Genomic DNA, 23,543 nt, shown 5'->3' on the forward strand with positions numbered 1-23,543 from the left:
TCAGCTACCCTGCGCAACCTTGGCGGCTTGCAGTTGCCGAGCCTGTTCGGTCAGGCGGGCCTTTTCCTCGGGGCTCATCGCGTCCATGCGCAGGCGCACCTGGGCGATTTTTTCCAGCTGCCCCGGAGCGCTCTCCTCCGCCCGCAACGCCATGGCGAGCGACGCCACGGTCGGATGATCGAAGACCAGTCCCGGATGGATGTCGCACTGCAACAACTTGCGAATGCCGGCCACCAACTTGATCACCAGCAACGAATGCCCGCCGGCGGCGAAGAAGTCGCGGTCGATGCCCAGCCGTTCAAGCCCCAGCAGCTGCGCCATGCGCGCGGAGAGCAATTGCTCCAGCGCATCACGTGGCGCGAGGTCTTCGTCGTTGCTCGGCGCGATCATCAGTTGCTGCAACGCCTTGCGGTCGATCTTGCCGTTGGCCAGGCGTGGGAAACGTTCGATCAATTGCAGATGCTGCGGCACCATCACGCCGGGCAGCCGGGCGATCAGTTCGCCACGCGCGGCGTCCAGCACGCCCGAAGACTGCCCTTGCCGGGCCACGACGAACGCCAACAATCCCTGCTCGGCCGACGCGGCCGGCAGCACCAGCGCTTCGGCCACTTGTGGCACTCGCAACAGTTCGGCCTCGATCTCCGCCAGTTCGATACGGAACCCGCGCACCTTCACCTGCTGATCACGGCGACCGTGCAACTGGACAGCGCCGTCGGCGCGATAACGCGCCAGATCGCCCGTTCGGTAAAGGCGTTGCGCCGGGTCGAACGGGCTCTGGATAAACGCTTGCCCGTGCGCCTCGGCATTCAGGTAGCCCCGGCACAATTGCGCGCCGCCCAGGTACAACTCGCCCAACATGCCCACCGGCGCCAGGCGCCGATCAGCGTCGAGGATGTAAACCTGATTGTTGCCCAGCACGTGGGTCAGCGCCGAACAATCATCGGCAGCGCCGTCCAGTGACAACGGATGAATCATCACCCCGACCGTGGCTTCGGTCGGGCCATAGTGGTTGAACACCCGGCAATCGCTGCGCAAGCGTTTGATCCGCTCGACCAACGTCGGCGCAATCGGCTCGCCGCCGAGCACCAGCGTGCGTGGCAGTGTGGCGTGCTCACTGTCGAGCAGCGCCGCGAGGTGCGACGGGACGATTTTCAGGCAGTCGATCTGTTGCTGTTGCATGAATCTGCTAAATAATTCGCCGTCCTGCATCTGCTCATCAGTGGCGACATGCAGGGTCGCGCCGTTGAACAACGCACCGAACAGCGCCGTGTTGCCCAGATCCGCCGCCACGGTGGAACTGAACGCGACGTTGCTGCACTGCCCAAGCCCCAACGCCTGGCTGGCCTGGGCGGTGTAGTTGAGCAGTTGCCGATGTTCGATCACTACGCCTTTGGGCACGCCGGTGGAGCCGGAGGTAAACAGCACGTAGGCGATGTCATTGCCCTTGGTCATGAGCGCCGACAACGGCGCGCTCGACAAGTCGAGCCCGGCCACCGTCAGCGCGGTGTATGGCTGCTCCTGCCAGCCAGACACATGCAGCGCATCAGTCAGCACCACAGCGGCGCCGGCCTGCTCCAGCATCAACGCCTGACGGGCCTGGGGCCACTGAATATCCAGTGGCAGATACGCCGCCCCGATGCGCCAGCTCGCCAGCATCGCAATCACCAGGTCCACCGAGCGCGGCAAGGCCAGCGCGACAATCGAACCCTCGCCCAAGCCTTGGTTCACCAGGCCTTGGGCGATGCGCTCGACTTGGCTATTCAACTGGCCGTAGCTGAGGGATCGATGGGCGTCGGTCAGGGCAATCGCTTCCGGCGTCTCAAGCGCCAGATCCGCGATACGCTGCGGCAGGTAGCGCTGATCGACCAGCGCCTGCATCGTCGGGTTGATTGCCCGTAAGCGCTGTTCCTCTTCAGGCCCGAGCAAGTTGAGCTGCGCCAGCGGTGTTTGCGCAGCCGCGAGGATCGAAGCCAACAGCACGTCGAATTGTTCCAGCACAGTGGTGGCCGCCGCCGACGAATAACGCGAGGCGGCGTAATGCAGGTTCACCGAATCAAGCCGCTGGGCGTCGTCCAATTGAACGTGCAGCAGCACCTCGAATCCGTCGGCCCGCGCGGGTAAAGACTCAGCCGCCCAAGCCAAACCGCCGCTGCTGTTGGTAATCGGCGCCCGGCCTACCGTAAAGCCATAGGCCGGATACGCCGCGTCTGGCGCCAACTCCGGCGCCCAGTATTCCTGCCAGGTGCGATGTGCTTCGAGGCGTGCCGCCAGCTCCACCAGCCACTCGCTGAACGGCGCGGTGGCCGGCAGCGGAACGCAAAGCGGCAGGTTTTTTTCGAACACGCCAATGGCATTGGCGAAGTACTCGTAGTCGCCTCGGCTGTCGTGGCGCACGCCGACCAGCGCCTGTTCGAGGCCGCTCAGGCGCCCCAGCAATACCCACCAGGCGCCTTGCAGCAACGTCGCCAGCGGTTGGCCGAGTTGGTCGGCCAAGCGTTGCAAGGCGTCGCGCCGGGCCGGTTCCAAGCTCAGCGATACCTGCGCATTAGCTGTCCCGCTGACGGTGCTGCGTGCGGCCAGCCACGGTGTGGCGATATCCGCCTGCAAGCCTTGCAGGTGTTGCTGCCAATAAGTCCGCGCAGTGGCGGCATCTTCATCGAGCACCACTTCGCTGCGCCATTCCAGATACTGGGCGAACTCGCCCGGTGCTTCGTCTTCCGACGCCTGGCCCGCATACGCTTGCCGTACCTGTTCCAGCAACAGGCTCATCGATCGGGCATCGGCACTGTAGCGAGCGATACCCAGCAGCAATTGCCATTGCCGTGGCGCCAGGCGATACAGTACGGCCTGGACACTTGCCGATTCGCCCAGCACAAAAGCGCGACCGAGCATTTCGTCGATCTGCGCCCGGACTTCATTGGCGCGCTGCCCGCTGGCCTGTACCGTCAGCGGAAAGCGCCCGGCATCGGCGGCGGCTTGACGCAGTCCGTGGAAACCGCCGACCTTGGCCAGGCGCGCCAGCACCATGGGTTGCTGCGCCACCACCGTATCGAAAGCGACCTGCAATCGCTGCGAATCGAGATCGCCGTCAATGACCACGCTGAACCAGCGCAAGGCCTCGCCGCAGGTCACCGTGCCCGTCAGCCATTCAACTTCCCGTTGTTGCTCGGGCGTCAGGGCGAAACCCGGATCCTGCGCGTCCATCATCACCTCGTTCATGCTCCGGTTTCCTCGGTATTGAATGCGCCCCGCGGGGTTTGCCCAAAGGCAGGTCGTTGCAGGCTGGCATGGTCATACATGTCGCCCATGGCGACGACGATCTTGCGCGGCCCCTCGAACGGGTCGCGGGCGTGGGCCACGAGCATGTTGTCCAGCAGGATCACATCGCCCTTCTGCCAGTCGAAACGCACCGCGCAGGCCTCGTACAACTCGCCGATACGCGCCATCACCTCGTCTTCAATCGGTGTGCCGTCGCCGTAATACACGTGACGAGGCATGCGCTCCAGGCCGTACATCGACAACAGGTCCTGGCGCACGTCCGGCTCCAGCCAATAGATGTGGTGCAGCTGCACCTGGTTGAAGAACGATTTCTCCCCGGTGATCGGGTGCGTGATGATTGCCGGCCCCGGCGTGCGGGTTTGCAGCTCATCGTTATCGAGCCAGCGCCATTGAATGCCACCGGCCCGGCAGCGCGCCTCCACTTCAGAACGATCCTCGGTCTTGAAGAAGTGCTGCCACGACACGTCGAGCTTGTCGGTGAAGGTGCGCACGTACAGCAGCCCCTTGTCCTCAAATTTTTCGCGAAGGTCTGCTGGAAGCTTTTCGTACATCAAGCGGCAGTCCACCACTGGCGTCGCACCGCCTACGGGCGCGGCTTGCTCGCAATAGAACATCTGCTTGCGCGGCCAGCGGTCCTGGTGGGAGCTCTCGTTGTGGAACAGGATCATCTTGCGTTCCGGGTACGGCGTGGAACGGTAGGTGTTCTTGCCTCCCTCCTTCTTGGGAAGATCGCCATACTGGCCGTACAGTCCCGGTTGTATCGCTTCGGCGAAGGCTTCAAAGCCCTGGATGCCGTCCAGCGCGAAACCGCGGAACAGGATGCCGGCGTGTTCGGCCAGCTTCTGCTCGATCAATGGCCGGTTCTGCTGGATCCACTCGATGACGTCCAAGTGTGGCTCGCCGGGCTCCATCATCAGCGGGAAGCGCTGTGGCGCGGCCACCAGCGATTCGCGCACCAACGCCGGTCGAGGCCGGGCAGCCGGAGTCGCCGCGCGCTTGAGAAACTTGCCCAGTTTGTCGGCCTTGGGCCCCGGGACGTTGGCAGGCGTGGCGGCTGTCGCCACGTTGTCGACTGGCATGCTGATAGCTCCCAATTGAATGTCCTGATCAGCGACGATCTGTTCCAACAGGGCCGTCCAGGCCTGGACCAGGTACTGGATGCGCTCATGTCCGAACAAGCCTGTGGCAAATTGCCAATTACCGCGCAATTGCCCTTCTTCTTCGTCAACGAACAACGCCATGTCGAATTTAGAATGGGTCTGCAACGCCGGCAGGAACTCGACGCTCAAGCCCGCCATGGCGCGGCTGCGCACCGGCACGTTGTTCATCACGAACAACACCTGCAGCAGCGGGCTCATGCCTTTGTGCCGCGGGACGCCCGAGGCCTCGACGATCTGGTCGAACGGCAGGTCCTGATGCTCCAGCGCGCCGAGCAGGTCGTCCTGGGTCTGCGCGAGGAATCGGCCGAAAGTGGCGTCGGCGACGAAGCGCGAACGCAGCGGCAGGACGTTGACGAAGAAACCGATCAGGCGTTCCAGCTCGGGCTGTTCGCGCCCGGCCACGTCGGCACCGACCACCAGATCCTGCGTAGCGCAGAGTCGATGCAACAACACCTGGAACGACGCCAGCAACGTGCTGTACAGCGTGACACCGGCCGCGCTGGATACTCGCCGCAACGCGGCGCTGAGCCCGGCAGAAAGCTCGAACTGCAACGCATCGCCTTCATAGGACGCCGTCGGGCCGCGAGGATTGTCCAGTGGCAGGTCGAGACGGCCGTTGTAACCGTCGAGCCGGTCTTTCCAATAATCGGCCTGGCGCGCCAGCACGCCTTGTTCCTCCAGCGCTTGCTGCCACAAGGCGAAGTCGTGGTATTGGACCTCCAACGGCGCCAGCGGCATCGGTTCGTTGCGCGAGGACGCCTCGTAGACCTGCACCAGCTCATTGATCAACAGCCCCATCGACCAGCCGTCGGAGATGATGTGGTGCATGGCGTACAACAACACATGCTCGGTCGGGCCCAGGCGCAGGATCCGTCCGCGCAGCAGCGGCGCCTGTTCCAGATCAATCGGTGTACGCGCATTGTCCAGCGTCGCCTGGGCGACGTGTTCCTGCTGGGCACCGGGCGAGAGGTCGGACAGTTCGATCAGCGGGAAATCCAGTTGGACCTCATCGACAATCAGTGCCACCGGGTCGCCTTCGTCGTCCTGGACGTAGGCGGTGCGCAGCACGGCGTGACGGCGTGTCACTTCGGCGAAGCTGCTCATCAGCCGCTCGACCGACAACTCGCCACACAGCCGCAACGCCATGGGCATGCCATACGCCGATGTGCCGCCGGCCAGCTGCTCGGCGATCCACAACCGCCGTTGCACCAGCGACAGCGGCGCCGATTGCCGTGGGCCATGGGCCTTGAGCCGGACCTGGCTGGAGTCGCCCGCCCGCACCGAACCCTCGTCGCCAGCGCTCATCACTGCCGCCAACGCCTTGAGTTGCGGGTGATCGAACAGGTCGCGCAGGCTCAATGGATAAGTCGTCAGCTTGCGTAACCGGGAGATGGCCTGGGTCGCCAGCAACGAATGACCGCCGCGCTCGAAGAAATGGTCGTTGCGACCGACTTGCTCCACTTCCAGCACCGCTTGCCAGATGTCGGCGATGCGTTGCTCGAGTTCGCTGGCCGGTGCCGCGTAATCGCTTTGCTGCAACCCGCTCTCGATGCCCGGCAACGCCTTGCGGTCGAGCTTGCCGTTGGGCGTCAGCGGCAGTCGGTCGAGGAACAGCCAGTGCGCCGGGATCATGTAGTCGGGCAGGTGTTGCTTGAGGATTTCGCGCAGCGTGTCAGCGCCCCGTTGCAGCGCTGGGGCCACCACGTAGGCCACCAGCTGTTGACCGCCCGCGCCCTCCTGGGCGAGCACCGCCACTTCGCGCACCGCCGGTTGTTGCAGCAGCCGCGCCTCGATTTCCCCCAGCTCGATGCGGAAGCCACGGATCTTCACTTGATGGTCGATCCGCCCCTGGTATTCGAGCACGCCATCGGCGCGATAGCGGCACAGGTCACCGGTGCGGTACAGGCGTTCGCCGGTTGTCGAGAACGGGTTTGGCACGTACTTCTCGGCGGTCATCGCCGCGCGCCCGAGGTAACCCCGGGTGATGCCCGCGCCGCTCAGGTACAGCTCCGCCGAGACGCCTTGAGGCACCGGTTGCAGGTTTGCGTCCAGCAGGTAGCTGGCGGTGTGCTTGAGCGGGCGACCGATGTTCGCCGTGCCGCCGGCGGTGCGGCGGGTCCAGGTCGAATAGGTGGTGTCCTCGGAAGGACCATAAAGGTCATAGACGTGCTCGATGGTTGGCTGTTGGTACAGCGTCTCCACCAGGCTTTGCTTCAGCGGCTCGCCGGCCAGGTTGATGATGCGCATGCTCGGCGGAATCTCGCCGTTGCGCTGCAACGCAGCGATGGCCGAGGGCACGCTGTTGATCAGCCGGACTTGATCGCGGGCCGGCAGCTGCGGCAGTTCCAGGGCGTTGCGGGCGATGATCAACGAGCCGCCATTGGCGAGCGTGACAAACAGCTCCCACACCGACAGGTCGAAGCACACCGAGGTGGAAGCGAGTACGCCTTGGATGTCGTCGCGGCTGTAGACCGATTTCGACCAGTCGATCAGCGCCAACACGTTGCGATGGGCGATGGCCACGCCTTTGGGTTTGCCGGTGGAGCCGGAGGTGTAGATCACATAAGCAAGATTGTCGGGTTTAACGCTGCTCTGTGGTGCGTCCAATGGATAGCGTGAAAGGTCGAGCTGATCGAGCATCAGTACCTCGGTCCCCGCCGGAACCGTCAGCGTTTGCGCCACTGCCTGCTCGGTCAACAGCACCCGCGCACGGCTGTCATCGAGCATGTAGGCCACGCGTTCGGCCGGATAATCCGGGTCGAGCGGCACGTAGGCGCCACCGGCCTTGAGCACCGCGAGCAAGGCGATCAGCAACTGCTCGGAACGCGGCATCGCCACGCCCACTCGCACTTCCGGGCCGACGCCCAGTTCGATGAGTTTATGGGCCAGGCGATTGGCGCGGCCGTCGAGTTCGCTGTAGCTCAGGCGAATATCATTGAAGGTCACCGCTAGCGCGTCTGGAGTAGCGTCGGCTTGGCGAGCAATCAAATCGTGGATGCACACGTCCTGTTCGAACGGCGCATCGACTGGATTCCACTCGTGGGTCAGGCGCTGATGCTCATCGAATTCCAGCATCGACAGTTCACCCAGGCAACGCTCGCCTTGCGTGGTCATCTGCCCAAGCAACTGCGCCAGATGCGCCGCCAACCGCTCAACCGTATCCGGAGCAAAGCTCGCCCGCTGATAACTCATGTGCACCGACAACTGCCGCTCCAACCCCACCAACAGCGTCAACGGGTAGTTGGTCTGCTCCTGGGTAATGGGCGAGCCGAAGCGCAAACCGTCCGGAGCGCCCTGCTCCAGGGCCTGGGCAATCGGGTAGTTCTCGAACACCAGCAAGCTGTCGAACAGCGCGTCGCCGCCCTGCCCGGCCCAGCGCTGGATGTCCAGCAACGCGGTGTGTTCGAACTCGCGCAGCGCCAGGTTTTGTTCCTGCACCGCTTGCAGCCAGCTGTCCAGCGACTGCTCGGCCCGCGGGCTGGCGATCACCGGCAAGGTGTTGATGAACAGCCCGATCTGCTGCTCGATGCCCGGCAAGTCCGCCGGACGCCCGGCCACCGTCGCGCCAAACGCCACGGTGTCTTTGCCGGTGTAGCGCTGCAACAGCAGCAGCCACGCCGCTTGCACCAGCGTGTTGACGGTGACTTTCGAGGCTCGGGCAAAAGACTCCAGGCGTCGGGTCGACGCTTCGTCCAGCACCTGCACGTGATCGCCGTAGCCAGCGCTCGTTTCGGTCGGTTTAGCAACGGCATCGGCCAGCCGCGTCGGGGCTTCCAGGCGTTGCAGCGCGGGCTTCCAGAACGCTTCGCTGGCCGCCGCGTCCTGGCGTTGCAGCCAGGCGATGTAATCCCGGTAACGGCTGCCAGACACGGCAACCGACTGGCCGCTGTAGCGCTGCAACACTTCGCCGAGCAACTGCGAATTGCTCCAGCCATCCATGAGGATATGGTGGCTGGTGTAGATCAAGTGGTAACGGTCCTGGGCCACGCGCGCCGCCACCAATCGCAGCAACGGCGCTGCCTCCAGGACGAAACCTTGTTGCCGCTGGGCGGCTGCGAGAGCGTCCAGATACTCAGGCAAATCAGCCTGTGAGCGTCCGTCATGCAGCTGCAAAACGAGGTCCACGCGCTTGTGCACCACTTGCAACGCCCGCTTGAAATCACCCTCCCAGACAAAACCGCTGCGCAGCACATCATGGGCATCCGTTGCCGCTTGCCAGGCCTGGCGGAAGCGCTCGACGTCGAGCCCTTCGACATCGACGCGCATCTGATTGATGTAGTGGCCGGCCTGTTGCTCTAGCAACGTATGGAACAACATGCCCTGCTGCATCGGCGACAGCGGATAGATGTCCTCCACCTCTCGCGCCACCAGCGGCAAGGCGTCTAGCTGCGACTGGTGCAATCCGGCCAGGGGGAAGTCCGACGGTGTGAAGCCGCGGTGCTGCGGTTCGCAGCAGTGGTCGATCAACGCTTGCAACTCTCGACCATAGTCCACGGCCAACGCCTGGACCGTCGCCTCGTCGAACATCTGCGAGCTGAACGTCCAGTCGATGCTCAACTCGCCCGCATAGACACTGCCATTGAGTGTCAACCAGTTGTCCAGCGGCGCTAACGGACTCTGCGCCGCGCCCGCCGATTCGCTGGCGGGAACAAACAGCCCATCGCCGTCATCGGCAAAATCGCTGTCGAACTGGCCCAGATAATTGAACGTGATGCGCGGTACCGGCAGCGCTGCGAGGGTGCGACGCGTCGGTTCATCGCCCAGGTAACGCAACACGCCGAAGCCGAGCCCTTTGTCGGGAATCGCCCGCAGTTGCTCCTTGATCGCCTTGATCGAGCCTTCGGCAGTTGCCGTCGGGGTGAGGCGCACCGGGAACAGGCTGGTGAACCAGCCAACGCTGCGGCTCAGGTCCAACTCATCGAACAGCGCCTCGCGGCCATGGCCCTCCAATTGAATCAAGGTCGATTCCTGGGAGGTCCAGCGGCCGATCACCCGGGCCAGTGCGGTCAGCAGCAGGTCGTTGACCTGGGTGCGATAAGCCGCTGGCGCCTGTTGCAGCAAGCGCCGGGTCTGGTCTTTATCCAGCCGCGTCTGGACCTGCACCCCACGGCATCTTTGCAAATCGCCCTGCGGACGGTCGCAAGGCAAGTCGTGGCAAGCACCTTCCAGTTGTCCCTGCCAATACGCCATCTGGGCGTGCAACGCCGCGCTGCCGGCATACACCTGCAACCGTTGCGCCCAGGTCTGCGTGGCCGTGGTCTTGGCTGGCAGCGTCGGCGCCTGGCCGGCCTGCAACTGGTCATAGGCCTGTTGCAGGTCTTCCAGCAGAATGCGCCAGGACACGCCGTCCACCACCAGGTGGTGAATCACCAATAACAACCGTTGGCTGCCGTCGGCCAGGCTCGCCAGCACGCCGCGCAGCAGCGCGCCATTTTGCAGTTCGAGGCTGCGCTGGGCGTGTTCGGCCAACGCTTCGAGGGCCGACGCATCGGCCACCTCGGCGGTCCACAATAGCGGCGAACGCTGCCAAAGCGCCTGCTGCTCAGCCAGGGTGCCATGGCGAGCGCTCCAGACGCCGTCCTGGCAGGCAAAGCCCAGGCGCAACGCGTCGTGATGCGCAACCAAGGTTTGCAACGCTTGCTCCAGATGCCCGGCGTGTACGGGTCGCAAGCCCTTGAGCAAGACCGACTGGTTCCAGTGATGAGGCTCGATCATGGCCTGTTCGAAAAACCACTGCTGGAACGGCAACAGCGGTGTTTCGCCGGTGACCGGGCCTTGGTCAACGACAGGCCCGCCGTGTCCCGTCGTCGCGACGCTGGCCAGGCCCTGGATGGTCTGGTGCAGGAACAAGTCCTTTGGACTGATGTGGATCCCGGCCTGACGGGCGCGGCTCACCACCTGAATTGAAATGATCGAATCGCCGCCCAGCTCGAAGAAGTTGTCGGTCACCCCTACGCGCTCGCGCCCGAGCACGTTTTGCCAGATCACGGCTAACGTTTGTTCCACGGCGGTAACCGCTGCAACGTAGCCCTTGGGGCTCGCGCTTGGATCGGCCTTGGGCAGCGCCTTGCGCTCAAGCTTGCCGTTTGGGCTGACCGGCATTTTTTCCAGCCACACCCAATGTTGCGGCACCATGTAGTCGGGCAAGGATTGGCTCAGATGTTCCCTCAAGCGAGCTTGCAGCGCTTGGCGAACGGCGTCGTCGGCGGCCAGCAGCTCGGCGCGCGTCGGGACCACGTAAGCCACCAATAACGTGCCGTCCTGGGCCAGGACCACGGTTTCGCGCACCGCATCGTGCTCGGCCAGGCGCGCGTCGATTTCGCCCAGTTCGATGCGCAGTCCGCGGATCTTCACCTGATGGTCCATTCGCCCGGCATATTCGATCACGCCATCGGCGCGATAGCGCGCCAGGTCGCCGGTGCGATACAAGCGCTGGCCATGGCCGAACGGCCCGGTGACGAAGCGCTCGGCGGTCAACGCCGCGCGCCGATGGTAACCCCGCGCCAGCCCCTCGCCCGCCAGGTACAGCTCGCCGATCACGCCCACCGGCACCGGCGACAATTCGTCGTCGAGGATGTAGGTGCCGAGGTTGGCGATCGGCTGGCCGATCGGCACGCTGTCGCGGCCTTCTTCGACACAGGTCCAGTGGGTGACGTCGATAGCCGCCTCGGTCGGACCGTAGAGGTTGTACAGGCCGGCGTTCGGCAGCTTGGCGAAGACCTGTTGCTGGGCATCCACCGGCAGCGCTTCACCACTGCAAACGATCCGCTTCAGGCTGGTGCATTGCGCCACGCGCGGATCTTGCACGAATGCCTGGAGCATCGACGGCACGAAGTGCAGCGTGGTGATGCGCTGCGCGGTAATCAGCTCGATCAGTTGCGTCGGGTCACGATGGGCACCCGGCGCAGCCACCACCAGCGTAGAGCCGGTCAGCAGCGGCCAGAAGAATTCCCACACCGAGACGTCGAAGCTGAACGGCGTTTTTTGCAGGACGCTGTCCGAGGCATCGAGGCCGTATGCCTGCTGCATCCAGCACAGCCGATTGACCAGCGCGCCATGGCGATTGCCGGCGCCCTTGGGCTTGCCGGTGGAGCCGGAGGTATAGATGACATACGCCAGGTTTTCGGCATGGACTTGCACATTCGGATTGTGCTCGCGGGTCGCGTATAGCCCATCGTCAGGCAGGTCCAGCACCAGGCAGCGCAGCCCGTCCGGAATCGGCAACGATTCCAGCAGAGCCTGCTGGGTCAGCAGCAAACCGATGCCGCTGTCTTCGAACATGTAGGCCAGGCGGTCCCGTGGATACTCAGGGTCCAACGGCACGTAGGCGCCGCCAGCCTTGAGAATCGCCAACAGCCCCAGCACCATTTCCACCGAACGCTCCACGGCGATGCCCACCAGCACATCGGGACCGACACCCTGGTCGATCAAGCGGTGGGCCAATCGGTTGGCACGAGCGTTGAGTTCGCTGTAGCTCAGGCGTTGTTCGCCAAACACCAGTGCCGGCGCGTCCGGAGTCCGGCGCACCTGTTCCTCGATCAGCGCCTGGACGCTGCGGTCAAGGGGGTAACGCTGCGCCGTCGTGTTCCAGTTGATGAGCATATGCCCGCGCTCGTCCTCGTCCAGCAGCGACCATTGCGCCACCGGACGATGCAGGTCTTGCACCATGTTCCGCAACACGTTGAGCCAATGCCGGGCCATGCGTTCGATGGTCGCCGGTTCGAACAGGTCCGTGGCGTAGGTCAAGGCTGCGTGCAAGCCCTGCGAGCTGTCGGTGGTGTCCAGGCTCAGGTCGAATTGCGCGGTGCGCTGCGCCCAGCCGACGGGTTCGACGCGAAGACCCGGCAAGGCATCGACGAAGGCCGAGTCGGCTTCGTTGCGGTGGTTGAACATCGCCTGGAACAGCGGGCTGTGACTCAGATTGCGCTGCGGCTGCAAGGCATCGACCAATTGCTCGAAGGGCAGGTCCTGGTGCATCTGCGCGGCCAAGGCCGTCTGCTTGATCTGTTGCAACAATGCGGCACCGCTCAGGTCGCTATGAAACTCGCTGCGCAGGACCTGGGTGTTGACGAAGAATCCGATCAGCCGCTCGGTTTCCAGCCGCTGGCGGTTGGCGATCGGCACCCCGACACGGATGTCGGCTTGACCACTGTAGCGATGCAGCAACGTTTGGAAAGCGCCGAGCAACAGCACGAACAGCGTGACGTTTTCTCGCCGGGCCAGGGCCTTGAGGTCATCGCTCAACGCGCGGTCCAGCACAATCGGCAGACGTGCGCCCCGCTGGCTTTGCTGCGCTGGGCGCGGGTGGTCGGTGGGCAATTCCAGCAACGGCTGTTCGCCGCCCAGTTGCGCGGTCCAGTAGGCCAGTTGGCGATCCTGTTCACCGGCCGCCATCCATTGCCGCTGCCAGACCGCGTAGTCGGCGTATTGCACCGCCAGTGGCGGCAGTTGCGCGCTGTGGCCCTGAGCGAATGCCGAGTACAGGCCCATCAGGTCATCAACCATCACCTGCAGGGACCAACCGTCCGAGACGATGTGGTGCAGCGTCAGTACCAGGACGTGATCCTGTTCGGTCACCTCCAGCAACGCCACGCGCAGCAGCGCATCGCTCAGCAGATCGAACGGACGTTGCGTCTGCTGCTCGAGGAAAACCTCGATAGCGGCCTCATCGTTCCCCTCCAAGCACTGCTCAATGAAATCAACCCGGCCCTGCCCGCGAATGACTTGGCAGGTGTGTCCATCCTCTTCGACGAACACGGTGCGCAAGCTTTCATGACGTTCCAGCAACGCCGCAAAACTCTTGCGCAGCGCGACTTTATCCAGCGTGCCGCGCATCCGCAGCGCAGTCGGGATGTTGTAGGCGGCGCTGTCCGGATCCATTTTCCAGAGGAACCATTGGCGCTCCTGGGCAAACGACAACGGCAGCGGCGCGTCACGCGACACCGGCACCATGACCGGCGTTTGTTCGCCGGGCGTTGTATCGAAGGCCGCGACGAACGCTTGCAACGTGCTGTGCTCGAACAGGCTGCGCAGCGGCACCTCGATGCCCAGCGCCCGACGGACTCGCGAGACCACTTGGGTGACCAGCAGCGAGTGCCCGCCCAGCTCGAAGAAGTTGTCTTCCAGCCCCACGCGCTCAAGCTTGAGCACGTCCTGCCAGATCGCCGCCACTTGCTGCTCGACCTCACTGCGCGGCGCCATGTAGGTCTGCTGCAAATCGCTGGCCTCGGGCGCCGGCAAGGCCTTGCGGTCGATCTTGCCATTGGGTGTCAGCGGCAGCTGCGCAAGAAACAGCAGGTGTGCCGGGACCATGTATTCCGGCAGCTGCGCCTTGAGCGCGGTCTTGAGCGCGGCGCGCAATGGCGCGTCCGCCTCCGGCACTTCGCCGGTCGCAGGGACGACATACGCCACGAGCTGCGCGCCGGTCGGGCCTTCGTGGGCGACCACCACGGTTTCGCGCACACTGTCCTGGGCCAGCAGCGCAGCTTCGATCTCGCCGAGCTCGATACGCAGGCCGCGGATCTTCACCTGATGGTCGAGGCGGCCGAGGTATTCGACCACGCCTTCGGCGCGATAACGGCTCAGGTCGCCGGTGCGGTACAGCCGCTCGCCCGTGGTGGAAAACGGGTCCGGCACGAAGCGTTCGGCGGTCAATGCCGGGCGCTGGAAATAGCCACGGGCGAGGCCGACGCCACCGATCAACAGCTCACCCGGCGCGCCAGGGGGATTGAGGCTCAGGTCGCTGCCGACGATGTACAGTGCAGTGTTGTCCAGCGGTTTGCCGAGGAACGGACGGTCGCACTCAAGGCCCAGCGGATGCACGGCCGACCAGATCGTGGTTTCGGTCGGACCGTAGAGGTTCCAGACCTTCGGCGAAAGCGCTAGCAGACGCTGGGCCAACTCCAGCGGCAATGCTTCGCCGCCGCACAGGAAAGTACGACCGGCGAGCACCCAAGCCTGCTCATGATCGAGCAGCATGCGCCAGCTCGACGGCGTGGCTTGCAGCACGCTGACGTCGTGCTGTTCGATCAGCGCCAGCACCGCTTGTGGATCCTGATGGACGTTCTGGCCGGTCAGCACCACGCTGGCCCCGACCGACAATGGCCCGTAGATTTCCAGGCCGAAAATATCGAAGGAGAACGTCGTCAGCGACAGCATGCGGTCGCCGGCCGCGAGGCCTGGCTGGGCGATCATGCTGCTGATGAAATTGCTCAGCGCGCCGTGGCGCACCATGACGCCCTTGGGCTTGCCGGTGGAGCCGGAGGTGTAGATGGCGTAAGCCAGGTGCTCGCCGGTCAGCGCTACGGCCGGGCAGGTTTGGGCGGCGTCTTGCAGCGCGGCGTCCGGCTGATCCAGCAGCAGGGTTTGGAGCGTCGCCGGGATCGGCAATCGATTGACCAAGCGGGCCTGGGTCAACAACAAACCGATGCCGCTGTCCTCGATCATGTAGGCCAGGCGATCCTCCGGGTACGCCGGGTCCAGCGGTACGTAGGCGCCGCCGGCCTTGAGGATCGCCAACAGGCCGACGATCATTTCGGCGCTGCGCTCCACCGCGATGCCCACCAATTGGCCTGGCGTCACGCCCCGCTCGATCAAGCGGTGAGCCAGTTGGTTGGCACGTGCGTCCAGTTGCCCGTAGCTCAGGGCGTGTCCGTCGACAGTCAGCGCCAGTGCCTCGGGATTCAGACGGGCCTGTTCAGCGATGCGCTGGTGTACGCACACGGCCTCGGCACCATGATCGGCCACGCGCAGCCATTGTTGTTGCGTGAGGCGCTGTTGCGCCGGGCCGAGCAGCGGCAGTTCGCCGATGCGCTGGTGTGGCGCGTCGACGATGCCTCGCAACAGGTTTTGCCAGTGCTCGGCCAGGCGTTCGATCGTCAGGGGGTCGAAGAGGTCGGTGGCGTAAGTCAGCTCCGCCGCAATGCCCTGCTCGGTTTCATAGGTGCCGAGGGTCAAGTCGAACTGGGCGGTGCGCCCTTCCCACAGCAAATCTTCGACGCGCAGTTGCGGCAGGTGCATCTGCCGGCTTCGATTGGCGCCGGCGTTCTGGTGGTTGAACATGACTTGGAAGATCGGGCTGTGGCTGAGGCTGCGCTCCGGTTGCAGCGCCTCGATCAGTTGCTCGAATGGCAAGTCTTGATGGGCCTGGGCGGCCATGGCCGCTTGCTTGACCTGGGCAAGCAAGCGATCGAATGGCAGCTGCCCGTCGACATGGGCGTTAAGCACTTGGGTGTTGACGAAAAAGCCGATCAGCCCTTCGGTCTCGACCCGGTTGCGGTTGGCGGTCGGCACGCCCACGCGAATCTGCGGCTGGCCGCTGTAGCGGTGCAGCAACGCCTGGAACGATGCCAGCAAGACCATGAACAGGCTCGCGCCTTCGCGCTGGGCCAGTTGCTTGAGCGCTGTCGCCAGTTCGGCTGCCAGCTTCAAGTCCAAGCGCGCGCCACGAAAGCTTTGCACGGGTGGGCGCGGATGATCGAGCGGCAGCTCAAGCACCGGCTGCTCATCACCCAGGGTCTGGAGCCAATAGGCCAACTGACGCTCGCGCTCGCCGGCCTCCAGCCAATGGCGCTGCCAGATGGCGTAGTCGGCGTACTGCACCGGCAGCTCCGGCAAGGCCAGCGGTTGGTTGGCGGTGTCGGCGGCGTAGTGCCGCACCAGTTCATCCACCAGCACTTGCATCGACCAGCCATCGGCGATGATGTGGTGCTGGATCAGCGCCAACACGTGGTCGTCTTCGGCGATTTTCAACAGCGAAATCCGCAGCAGCGGTCCCTGGCGCAGATCGAATGGACGCGCTGTTTCACCTTCGACGAAGGCCTTGATGACGGGGTCCTGGCTGGCCAGCGAACCGGCGGATAATTGCTGGACCGCGATGCGCAGCGGCATGTGCGGATGGATGACCTGCACAGCCTGCTCGCCTTGCTCGGTGAAGGTGGTGCGCAAGCTCTCGTGGCGCTCGACCAGGGCATTGAAACTGCGCTCCAGGGCCGGCACGTCCAACCGGCCTTTCAGGCGAAGGGTCGTGGGGATGTGATAAGCCGAGCTGTAGGGATCCATCTGCCACAGGAACCACTGGCGCTCCTGGGCATAGGACAGCGGGATGTGTTCGAACCCGGAACGCACCTCGGGGATCGGCAGATTGGCCGGCGAGACGCCCTCTTCGAGCATCTTTTCCAGATACAGCCTGCGTTTGTCCAGCGGCAGAGTGATAAAGCGCTTGGCGACCCTCAAAGCAACACTCTTGTCCATCAGACTTCCTCCATTTCATCAAGCAGGGCGTCCAGCTTGTTCAGTTTCTGTTCGTTGATTGACCGGTCGCCGCTGTCGAGTTGCGCGACGAAATCCTTCAGGACCGGGTGCTGGAATAGCAGTTGCGGGGTGAGGCTCAACCCCAGTTCAAGGGCCATGCGCGAGACGGCGGTGACCGCCAGCAACGAGTGGCCGCCCAGCTCGAAGAAGTGATCGCGCAAGCCCACGCGCTCGACGGTGAGCACTTGGGCCCAGATCGCCGCGACCTGCTGTTCGAGTTCGCTGACAGGCGCTTCGTAGCTGCTTTGCGACAACCCGCTCTCGATGCCCGGCAACGCCTTGCGGTCGAGCTTGCCGTTGGGCGTCAGCGGCAGTTGTTCGAGGAACAGCCAGTGCGCCGGGATCATGTAGTCGGGCACGCTTGTCTTGAGATTGGCCTTGAGCTGATCTCGCAAGGTATTGGCGTCCGCGTCCAGAGCCGAAGCGACCACGTAGGCCACCAGCTGTTGACCGCCCGCGCCCTCCTGGGCGAGCACCGCCACTTCGCGCACCGCCGGTTGTTGCAGCAGCCGCGCCTCGATTTCCCCCAGCTCGATGCGGAAGCCACGGATCTTCACTTGATGGTCGATCCGGCCCTGATATTCGAGCACGCCATCGGCGCGATATCGGACCAGATCACCGGTGCGGTACAGGCGTTCGCCGTTCGTGGAGAACGGGTTCGGCACATACTTTTCGGCGGTCATCGCCGCCCGCCCGAGGTAACCCCGGGTGATGCCCGCGCCGCTCAGGTACAGCTCCGCCGAGACGCCTTGGGGCACCGGTTGCAGGTTCGCGTCCAGCAGGTAGCTGGCGGTGTGTTTGAGCGGGCGACCGATGTTCGCCGTGCCGCCGGCGGTGCGGCGGGTCCAGGTCGAATAGGTGGTGTCTTCCGAAGGGCCGTAAAGGTCGTGGACGTGCTCGATGGTTGGCTGTTGGTACAGCGTCTCCACCAGGCTTTGCTTCAGCGGCTCGCCGGCCAGGTTGATGATGCGCACGCTCGGCGGAATCTCGCCGTTGCGCTGCAACGCAGCGATGGCCGAGGGCACGCTGTTGATCAGCCGGACTTGATCGCGGGCCGGCAGCTGCGGCAGTTCCAGGGCGTTGCGGGCGATGATCAACGAGCCGCCGTTGGCGAGCGTGACGAACAGCTCCCACACCGACAGGTCGAAGCACACCGAGGTGGAAGCGAGTACGCCTTGGATGTCGTCGCGGCTGTAGACCGATTTCGACCAGTCGATCAGCGCAAGCACGTTGCGATGGGCGATGGCCACGCCTTTGGGTTTGCCGGTGGAGCCGGAGGTGTAGATGACGTAGGCGAGGTTGTCTGGCGTGACAGCTATAACCGGTGGTTTCAACGGATAGGAGGTCAACTCAATCCGGTCCAGCAGCAACACTTCGGTCCCCGCCGGAACCGTCAACGTCGCCGCCACTGCCTGCTCGGTCAACAGCACCCGCGCACGGCTGTCATCTAGCATGTAGGCCACGCGTTCGGCCGGATAATCCGGGTCGAGCGGCACGTAGGCGCCACCGGCCTTGAACACCGCGAGCAAGGCGATCAACAACTGCTCGGAACGCGGCATCGCCACGCCCACTCGCACTTCCGGGCCGACGCCCAGCTCGATGAGCTTGTGGGCCAGGCGATTGGCGCGGCCGTCGAGTTCGCTGTAGCTCAGGCGCGTCTTGGCGAAAGTGACCGCCAATGCGTCAGGAGTGGATTGCGCCTGGCGGGCGATCAGTTGGTGAACACAAACGTCCTGTTCGAACGGCGCATCGACTGGATTCCACTCGTGGGTCAGGCGCTGATGCTCATCGAATTCCAGCATCGACAGTTCACCCAGGCAGCGCTCGCCGCCGTCGGTCATTTGTCCCAGCAACTGCGCCAGGTGCGCCGCCAGACGTTCCACGACAACCGCCGAGAAACTCGCCCGCTGATAACTCATGTGCACCGACAACTGCCGCTCCAACCCCACCAACAGCGTCAACGGGTAGTTGGTCTGTTCCTGGGTGATGGGCGAGCCGAAGCGCAAACCGTCCGGAGCGCCCTGCTCCAGGGCCTGGGCAATCGGGTAGTTCTCGAACACCAGCAAGCTGTCGAACAGCGCGTCGCCGCCCTGCCCGGCCCAGCGCTGGATGTCCAGCAACGCGGTGTGTTCGAACTCGCGCAGCGCCAGGTTTTGTTCCTGCACCGCTTGCAGCCAGCTGTCCAGCGACTGCTCGGCCCGCGGGCTGGCGATCACCGGCAAGGTGTTGATGAACAGCCCGATCTGCTGCTCGATGCCCGGCAAGTCCGCCGGACGCCCGGCCACCGTCGCGCCAAACGCCACGGTGGCTTTGCCGGTGTAGCGCTGCAACAGCAGCAGCCATGCCGCTTGCACCAGCGTGTTGACGGTGACTTTCGAGGCTCGAGCGAAAGCTTCGAGGCGGCGGGTCGACGCTTCGTCCAGCACCTGCACGTGATCACCGTAGCCGGCGTCCATGTCGGCCGGTTTGGCAACCGCATCGGCCAGCCGCGTCGGGGCTTCCAGGCGTTGCAGCGCAGGCTTCCAGAACGCTTCGCTGGCCGCCGCGTCCTGGCGTTGCAGCCAGGCGATGTAGTCGCGATAACGACCGCCAGACACGGCAACCGACTGGCCGCTGTAGCGCTGCAACACTTCGCCGAGCAACTGCGAATTGCTCCAGCCATCCATGAGGATGTGGTGGTGGCTGTAGATCAGGTGATAACGCTGCTCGTCGAGGCGCACGATCATCAGGCGTATCAGGGCCGACGCGCTCAGGTCCAGTTGTTGGCGCTCGGCATCGGCGAGGGTCTGCAAGGTCTGGTCGGGCTGCGGGTCGCCGCGCAAGTCATGCACGCTGTAAGGCAGCTCCAGATACCTGCTGACGACTTGCACCGGCGCCGACAGGTCGCCCTGCCAGACGAAACGCGTGCGCAATATGTCATGGGCGTCCACTGCAGCCTGCCAGGCCTGGCGGAAACGCTGCGGATCCAGCCCTTCGACGTCCAGGCGCAACTGGTTGCTGTAGTCACCGCTGGCGTCGCCGTACACGCCATGGAACAACATGCCCTGCTGCATCGGCGACAGCGGATAGAGGTCGAGAATCTGCGCTGTCGGCATTGGCAGCCCGTCCAATTGCTGCTGATTCAGGCTCGCCAGCGGGAAGTCCGACGGCGTCACACCGTGGTGTCCGCCCTGGCAGCAATGCTTGATCAGCCGCTGCAATTGGTCCGCATATTCGTCGGCCAAGGCCTGGATGGTGGCCTCGTTGAACTGCTCGCGGCTGAAGGTCCAGCCCAGGTTCAGCTCGCCATTGAACACCTGGCCGTTCAAGGCCAACACGTTGGACAGTGGCGCTTCGGCGTCCAGCTCATCGCCAGCAGCTTCGTCGGCCGGCACGAACAAGGCGCCGTCGGCTTCGTCAAAGCTGGCGTCGAACTGCCCCAGGTAGTTGAAGGTCAGACTTGGCGTCGGCAGTCGCGCCAGGAGCGCACGCGTGGCGTCATCGGCCAGATGGGCCAGGGCGCCAAAGCCCAGGCCCTTGTCGGGAATCGCCCGCAGTTGTTCCTTGATCTGTTTCAGGCATTCGCCAAGGTCCGCCCGTGGCGTGAGCCTGGCCGGGTAAACGCTGGTGAACCAGCCAACGGTGCGGGTCAGGTCGACATCGTCGAACAGGGCTTCGCGACCATGGCCTTCGAGCTGGATGAGCACGCTGTCGGCATCGGTCCAACGCACCATGACCCGCGCCAAAGCAGTCAGCAGCAAATCATTGACCTGGGTGCGATAGGCCTTGGGCGCGTCTTGCAGCAGTTGTCGGGTCAGCGCGGCGTCGAGTCGCGTACGCACAGTCATCGCCAAGCGGTTCTGCTGCCCGCCGTGTGGGTTATCCATTGGCAACCTTGCATCGACGCCCTCGAGCCGGGCTTGCCAGAAGGCCAATTCCTGCTGCAGCGAGTTGCTGCGCGCATAGCCTTGCAGCCGCTCGGCCCAGGCCTGCGCCGAATGGGTCTTGAGCGGCAGCTGCAAGGCTGCGCCACTGGATAACTGCCGGTAAGCGCTTTGCAGATCCTCAAACAGGATCCGCCACGACACGCCATCGATCACCAGGTGATGAACCGCCAGCAACAGCCGTTGGCTGCCATCGGCCAGCGTCGCCAAGACCGCTCGCAGCAGCGGCCCGTCTTGCAGATGCAGGCTGCGCTGGGCCTCGTTGGCAATGCTTTGCAAGGCCTGTGCATCAGGCGCGTCCACGGCCCAGAGCAACTCATCGCGATGGCTGGCCGGCGCACGGTAGCGCGCCGTCCAACCCTCGCCCCGCTCGGTGAAGCTCAAACGCAGGCCATCGTGATGCAGCACCAGCGCGTTTAATGCCTGGTCAAGCACTCGCGCATCCAGGCGCTCGGTCGGCTTGAGCATCACCGCCTGGTTCCAGTGATGACGCTGCGCGATCGTTTGTTCGAAGAACAAGCGTTGCACCGGCAACAGTGCCAGCTCACCGGTAACCGGGCCCTGACCGATGACTTGGGCGGCTTCGCCCAGGCGGGCCACGGTCGTCAGCATTTCCAGGGTTTGATGCTGGAACAGATCCTTGGGCGTGAAATGAATCCCGGCCTGGCGGGCGCGACTGACCACCTGGATCGAGACGATGGAATCGCCGCCCAGCTCGAAAAAATTGTCCCGCAGGCCGACGCGTTCGAGCTTGAGCACGTCCTGCCAGATCGACGCCAATTGCTGCTCCAACGCGCTGCGCGGCGCCAGGTAGCTTTGCTGCAATTGGCTGGTGTCAGGCTTGGGCAGGTTCTTGCGGTCGAGTTTGCCGTTGGGGGTCAGCGGCAGGCGTTCGAGCAGCAGCAGATAAGCCGGGACCATGTGCGCCGGCAATGTCGCCTTGAGCTGTTCGCGCAGCTGCTCGGCGAAATTTTTTTGCACGGGTTTTTCGGCCACCACATAGGCCACCAGGCGCTTGCCGCTGCTGGCGGTGCCTTCCTGGGCCACGACTACCGCTTCGCGCACGCCATCGAGGGCTTGCAGGCTGGCTTCGATTTCCCCCAGCTCGATGCGGAAACCGCGGATCTTCACTTGGTTGTCGATACGGTCCAGGTAATCGAAAGTGCCGTCGACGCGCTGGCGCACCAGGTCGCCGGTGCGGTACAGCAGACCGCCGGCGCTGAACGGGTCAGCAACGAAGCGCTCGGCGGTCAGGCCCGGACGGTTCAGGTAACCGCGGGCCAGCCCAGTGCCGCCCAGGTACAGCTCACCGGCCATGCCTTGGGGCAGCAGGTTCAGATCGGCGTCGAGCACGTAGGCACTGCGGTCGCCGATGCGGCTACCAATCGGCGCGTACGCGGCGCCACACGCCACCTCGCGACCGGCTTTCCAGATCAGCGGCGTGACCACGGTTTCGGTCGGGCCGTAGCCGTTGATGATGAAATCCGGGTCGAGGGCGCGCTTGACTCGTTCAAAACTGGCGCTGGGCACGGCATCGCCGCCGAAGCAGTAGATGCGCACCTTCGGTGGGTTACCCTCGCGCTCGGCGTGTTCGGCCAGTTGTTGCAGGTACACCGGCGGGAACGCCACCACCGTCACGCCGTGCTCGCGCATGGCGTTGTAGGTTTGCTCCGGGGTCCACAGGCTGTCGTCGCGAATCAGCAGCGACGCGCCGTGAGTCAGGCTGGTGAGCCAACGTTCATGGGCACCGTCGAAAGCGAACGACATGAAATGGAACTCGCAATCGCTGTCGCGCATTTCATAGCGCTCGCCGATGGCCTGGCAGTGCATCGCCAGCGGACCGTGGGCCACGCTCACGCCTTTGGGATTGCCGGTGGAACCGGAGGTGTAGATGACGTAGGCGAGGTTTTGCCGATCGAGTGAGACCTGCGGCGCGCTGGCCGGCAGATCGCGCAGATCGACACGGTCGAGCTCCAACAGCGGCAACGATTCGTCCACGGGCAACTGCGCCGACACCGACGTGTCACTGATCAGCAACGCCAGCCCGGCGTCCTCCATCAGGTACGCCAGGCGCTCTCGCGGATAGCTGATATCCAACGGCACGTAGGCGCCACCGGCCTTGAGCACCGCCAACAGCGCGACGATCACCCCTTCGCTACGCGGCAGGGCCACCCCAACGCGGGTTTCAGGACCGACGCCACGGGCAATCAAGGCGTGGGCCAATTGATTCGCGCGCTGGTCGATCTCGCCGTAGCTGAAGTGCCGGCCGTTGAAAATCACCGCCGTGCGCTGCGGACGCTCGGCCGCCAACGCGGCGATCCGTTGATGCACAGCGATGTCCACCGGATACGGCTGCGGGCGGTTATCGGCCTGTTGTTGCGCCTGTTGCGCAGCGCTCGCCAGGGCGATTTCCCCCAGGCTGCGTTCGGCGCCCTGGCTGAATTGTTCAAGTAGATGCAGCAGATGAGCGCTGATGTCCTCGACGGCCTGATCGGCGAACTGCCGGCGCTCGTAGCTGTAATGCAGCGCCAGTTGTTCACCGAGGGTGACCGCCACGCTCAGCGCATAGTGCGTCTGCTCAAGATTGCAGACCTCGCCGAAGGTGACGTCGCTGCCGACGCGTTGCTGCAAGGCCTGGGCGATCGGGTAGTTCTCGAACACCAGGATGTTGTCGAACAGCGCTTCACCGCCCTGCCCGGCCCAACGCTGGATGTCCGCCAACGGCGTGTGCTCGAAATCGCGCAGGCTCAGGTTCTGCGCCTGCACCGCTTGCAGCCATTGGCTGACCGTCTGGTCGGGACGTGGCGTGCCAATCACCGGCAAGGTGTTGATGAACAACCCGACCTGCTGCTCGATGCCAGGCAGATCC

The 23,543-nt window shown here is 64.2% G+C and carries 3 protein-coding genes (1 of these 3 running past the window's edge); all 3 read right to left on the bottom strand.

What is annotated here, in order from left to right; all coding sequences use genetic code 11:
• Tightly spaced (each overlapping or abutting the next), the 3 genes in view from HU762_RS20185 to HU762_RS20195 form a layout consistent with a single transcriptional unit that may run on beyond the window.
• A complete protein-coding gene (locus tag HU762_RS20185) occupies positions 1 to 3,219 on the bottom strand; it encodes an amino acid adenylation domain-containing protein (RefSeq protein ID WP_186639983.1) in 3,219 nt (1,072 codons plus the stop codon).
• Positions 3,216 to 16,691, bottom strand: a complete 13,476-nt coding sequence (locus HU762_RS20190; protein ID WP_186639985.1) for a non-ribosomal peptide synthase/polyketide synthase — start codon at positions 16,689 to 16,691, stop codon at positions 3,216 to 3,218. Before HU762_RS20190 ends, HU762_RS20185 begins: the two co-directional genes overlap by 4 nt.
• Positions 16,691 to 23,543, bottom strand: partial view of a non-ribosomal peptide synthase/polyketide synthase gene (locus HU762_RS20195; RefSeq protein WP_186639987.1) — the 3' portion only. 5,477 nt of this gene lie beyond the right edge of the window; the window shows 6,853 of its 12,330 coding nt (coding positions 5,478–12,330); its start codon lies off the right edge, out of view; its stop codon occupies positions 16,691 to 16,693. The genes HU762_RS20190 and HU762_RS20195 overlap by 1 nt, the downstream gene beginning before the upstream one ends.

The sequence above is a fragment of the Pseudomonas sp. SWRI92 genome, assembly GCF_014268685.1.
Lineage (GTDB): Bacteria > Pseudomonadota > Gammaproteobacteria > Pseudomonadales > Pseudomonadaceae > Aquipseudomonas > Aquipseudomonas marvdashtae.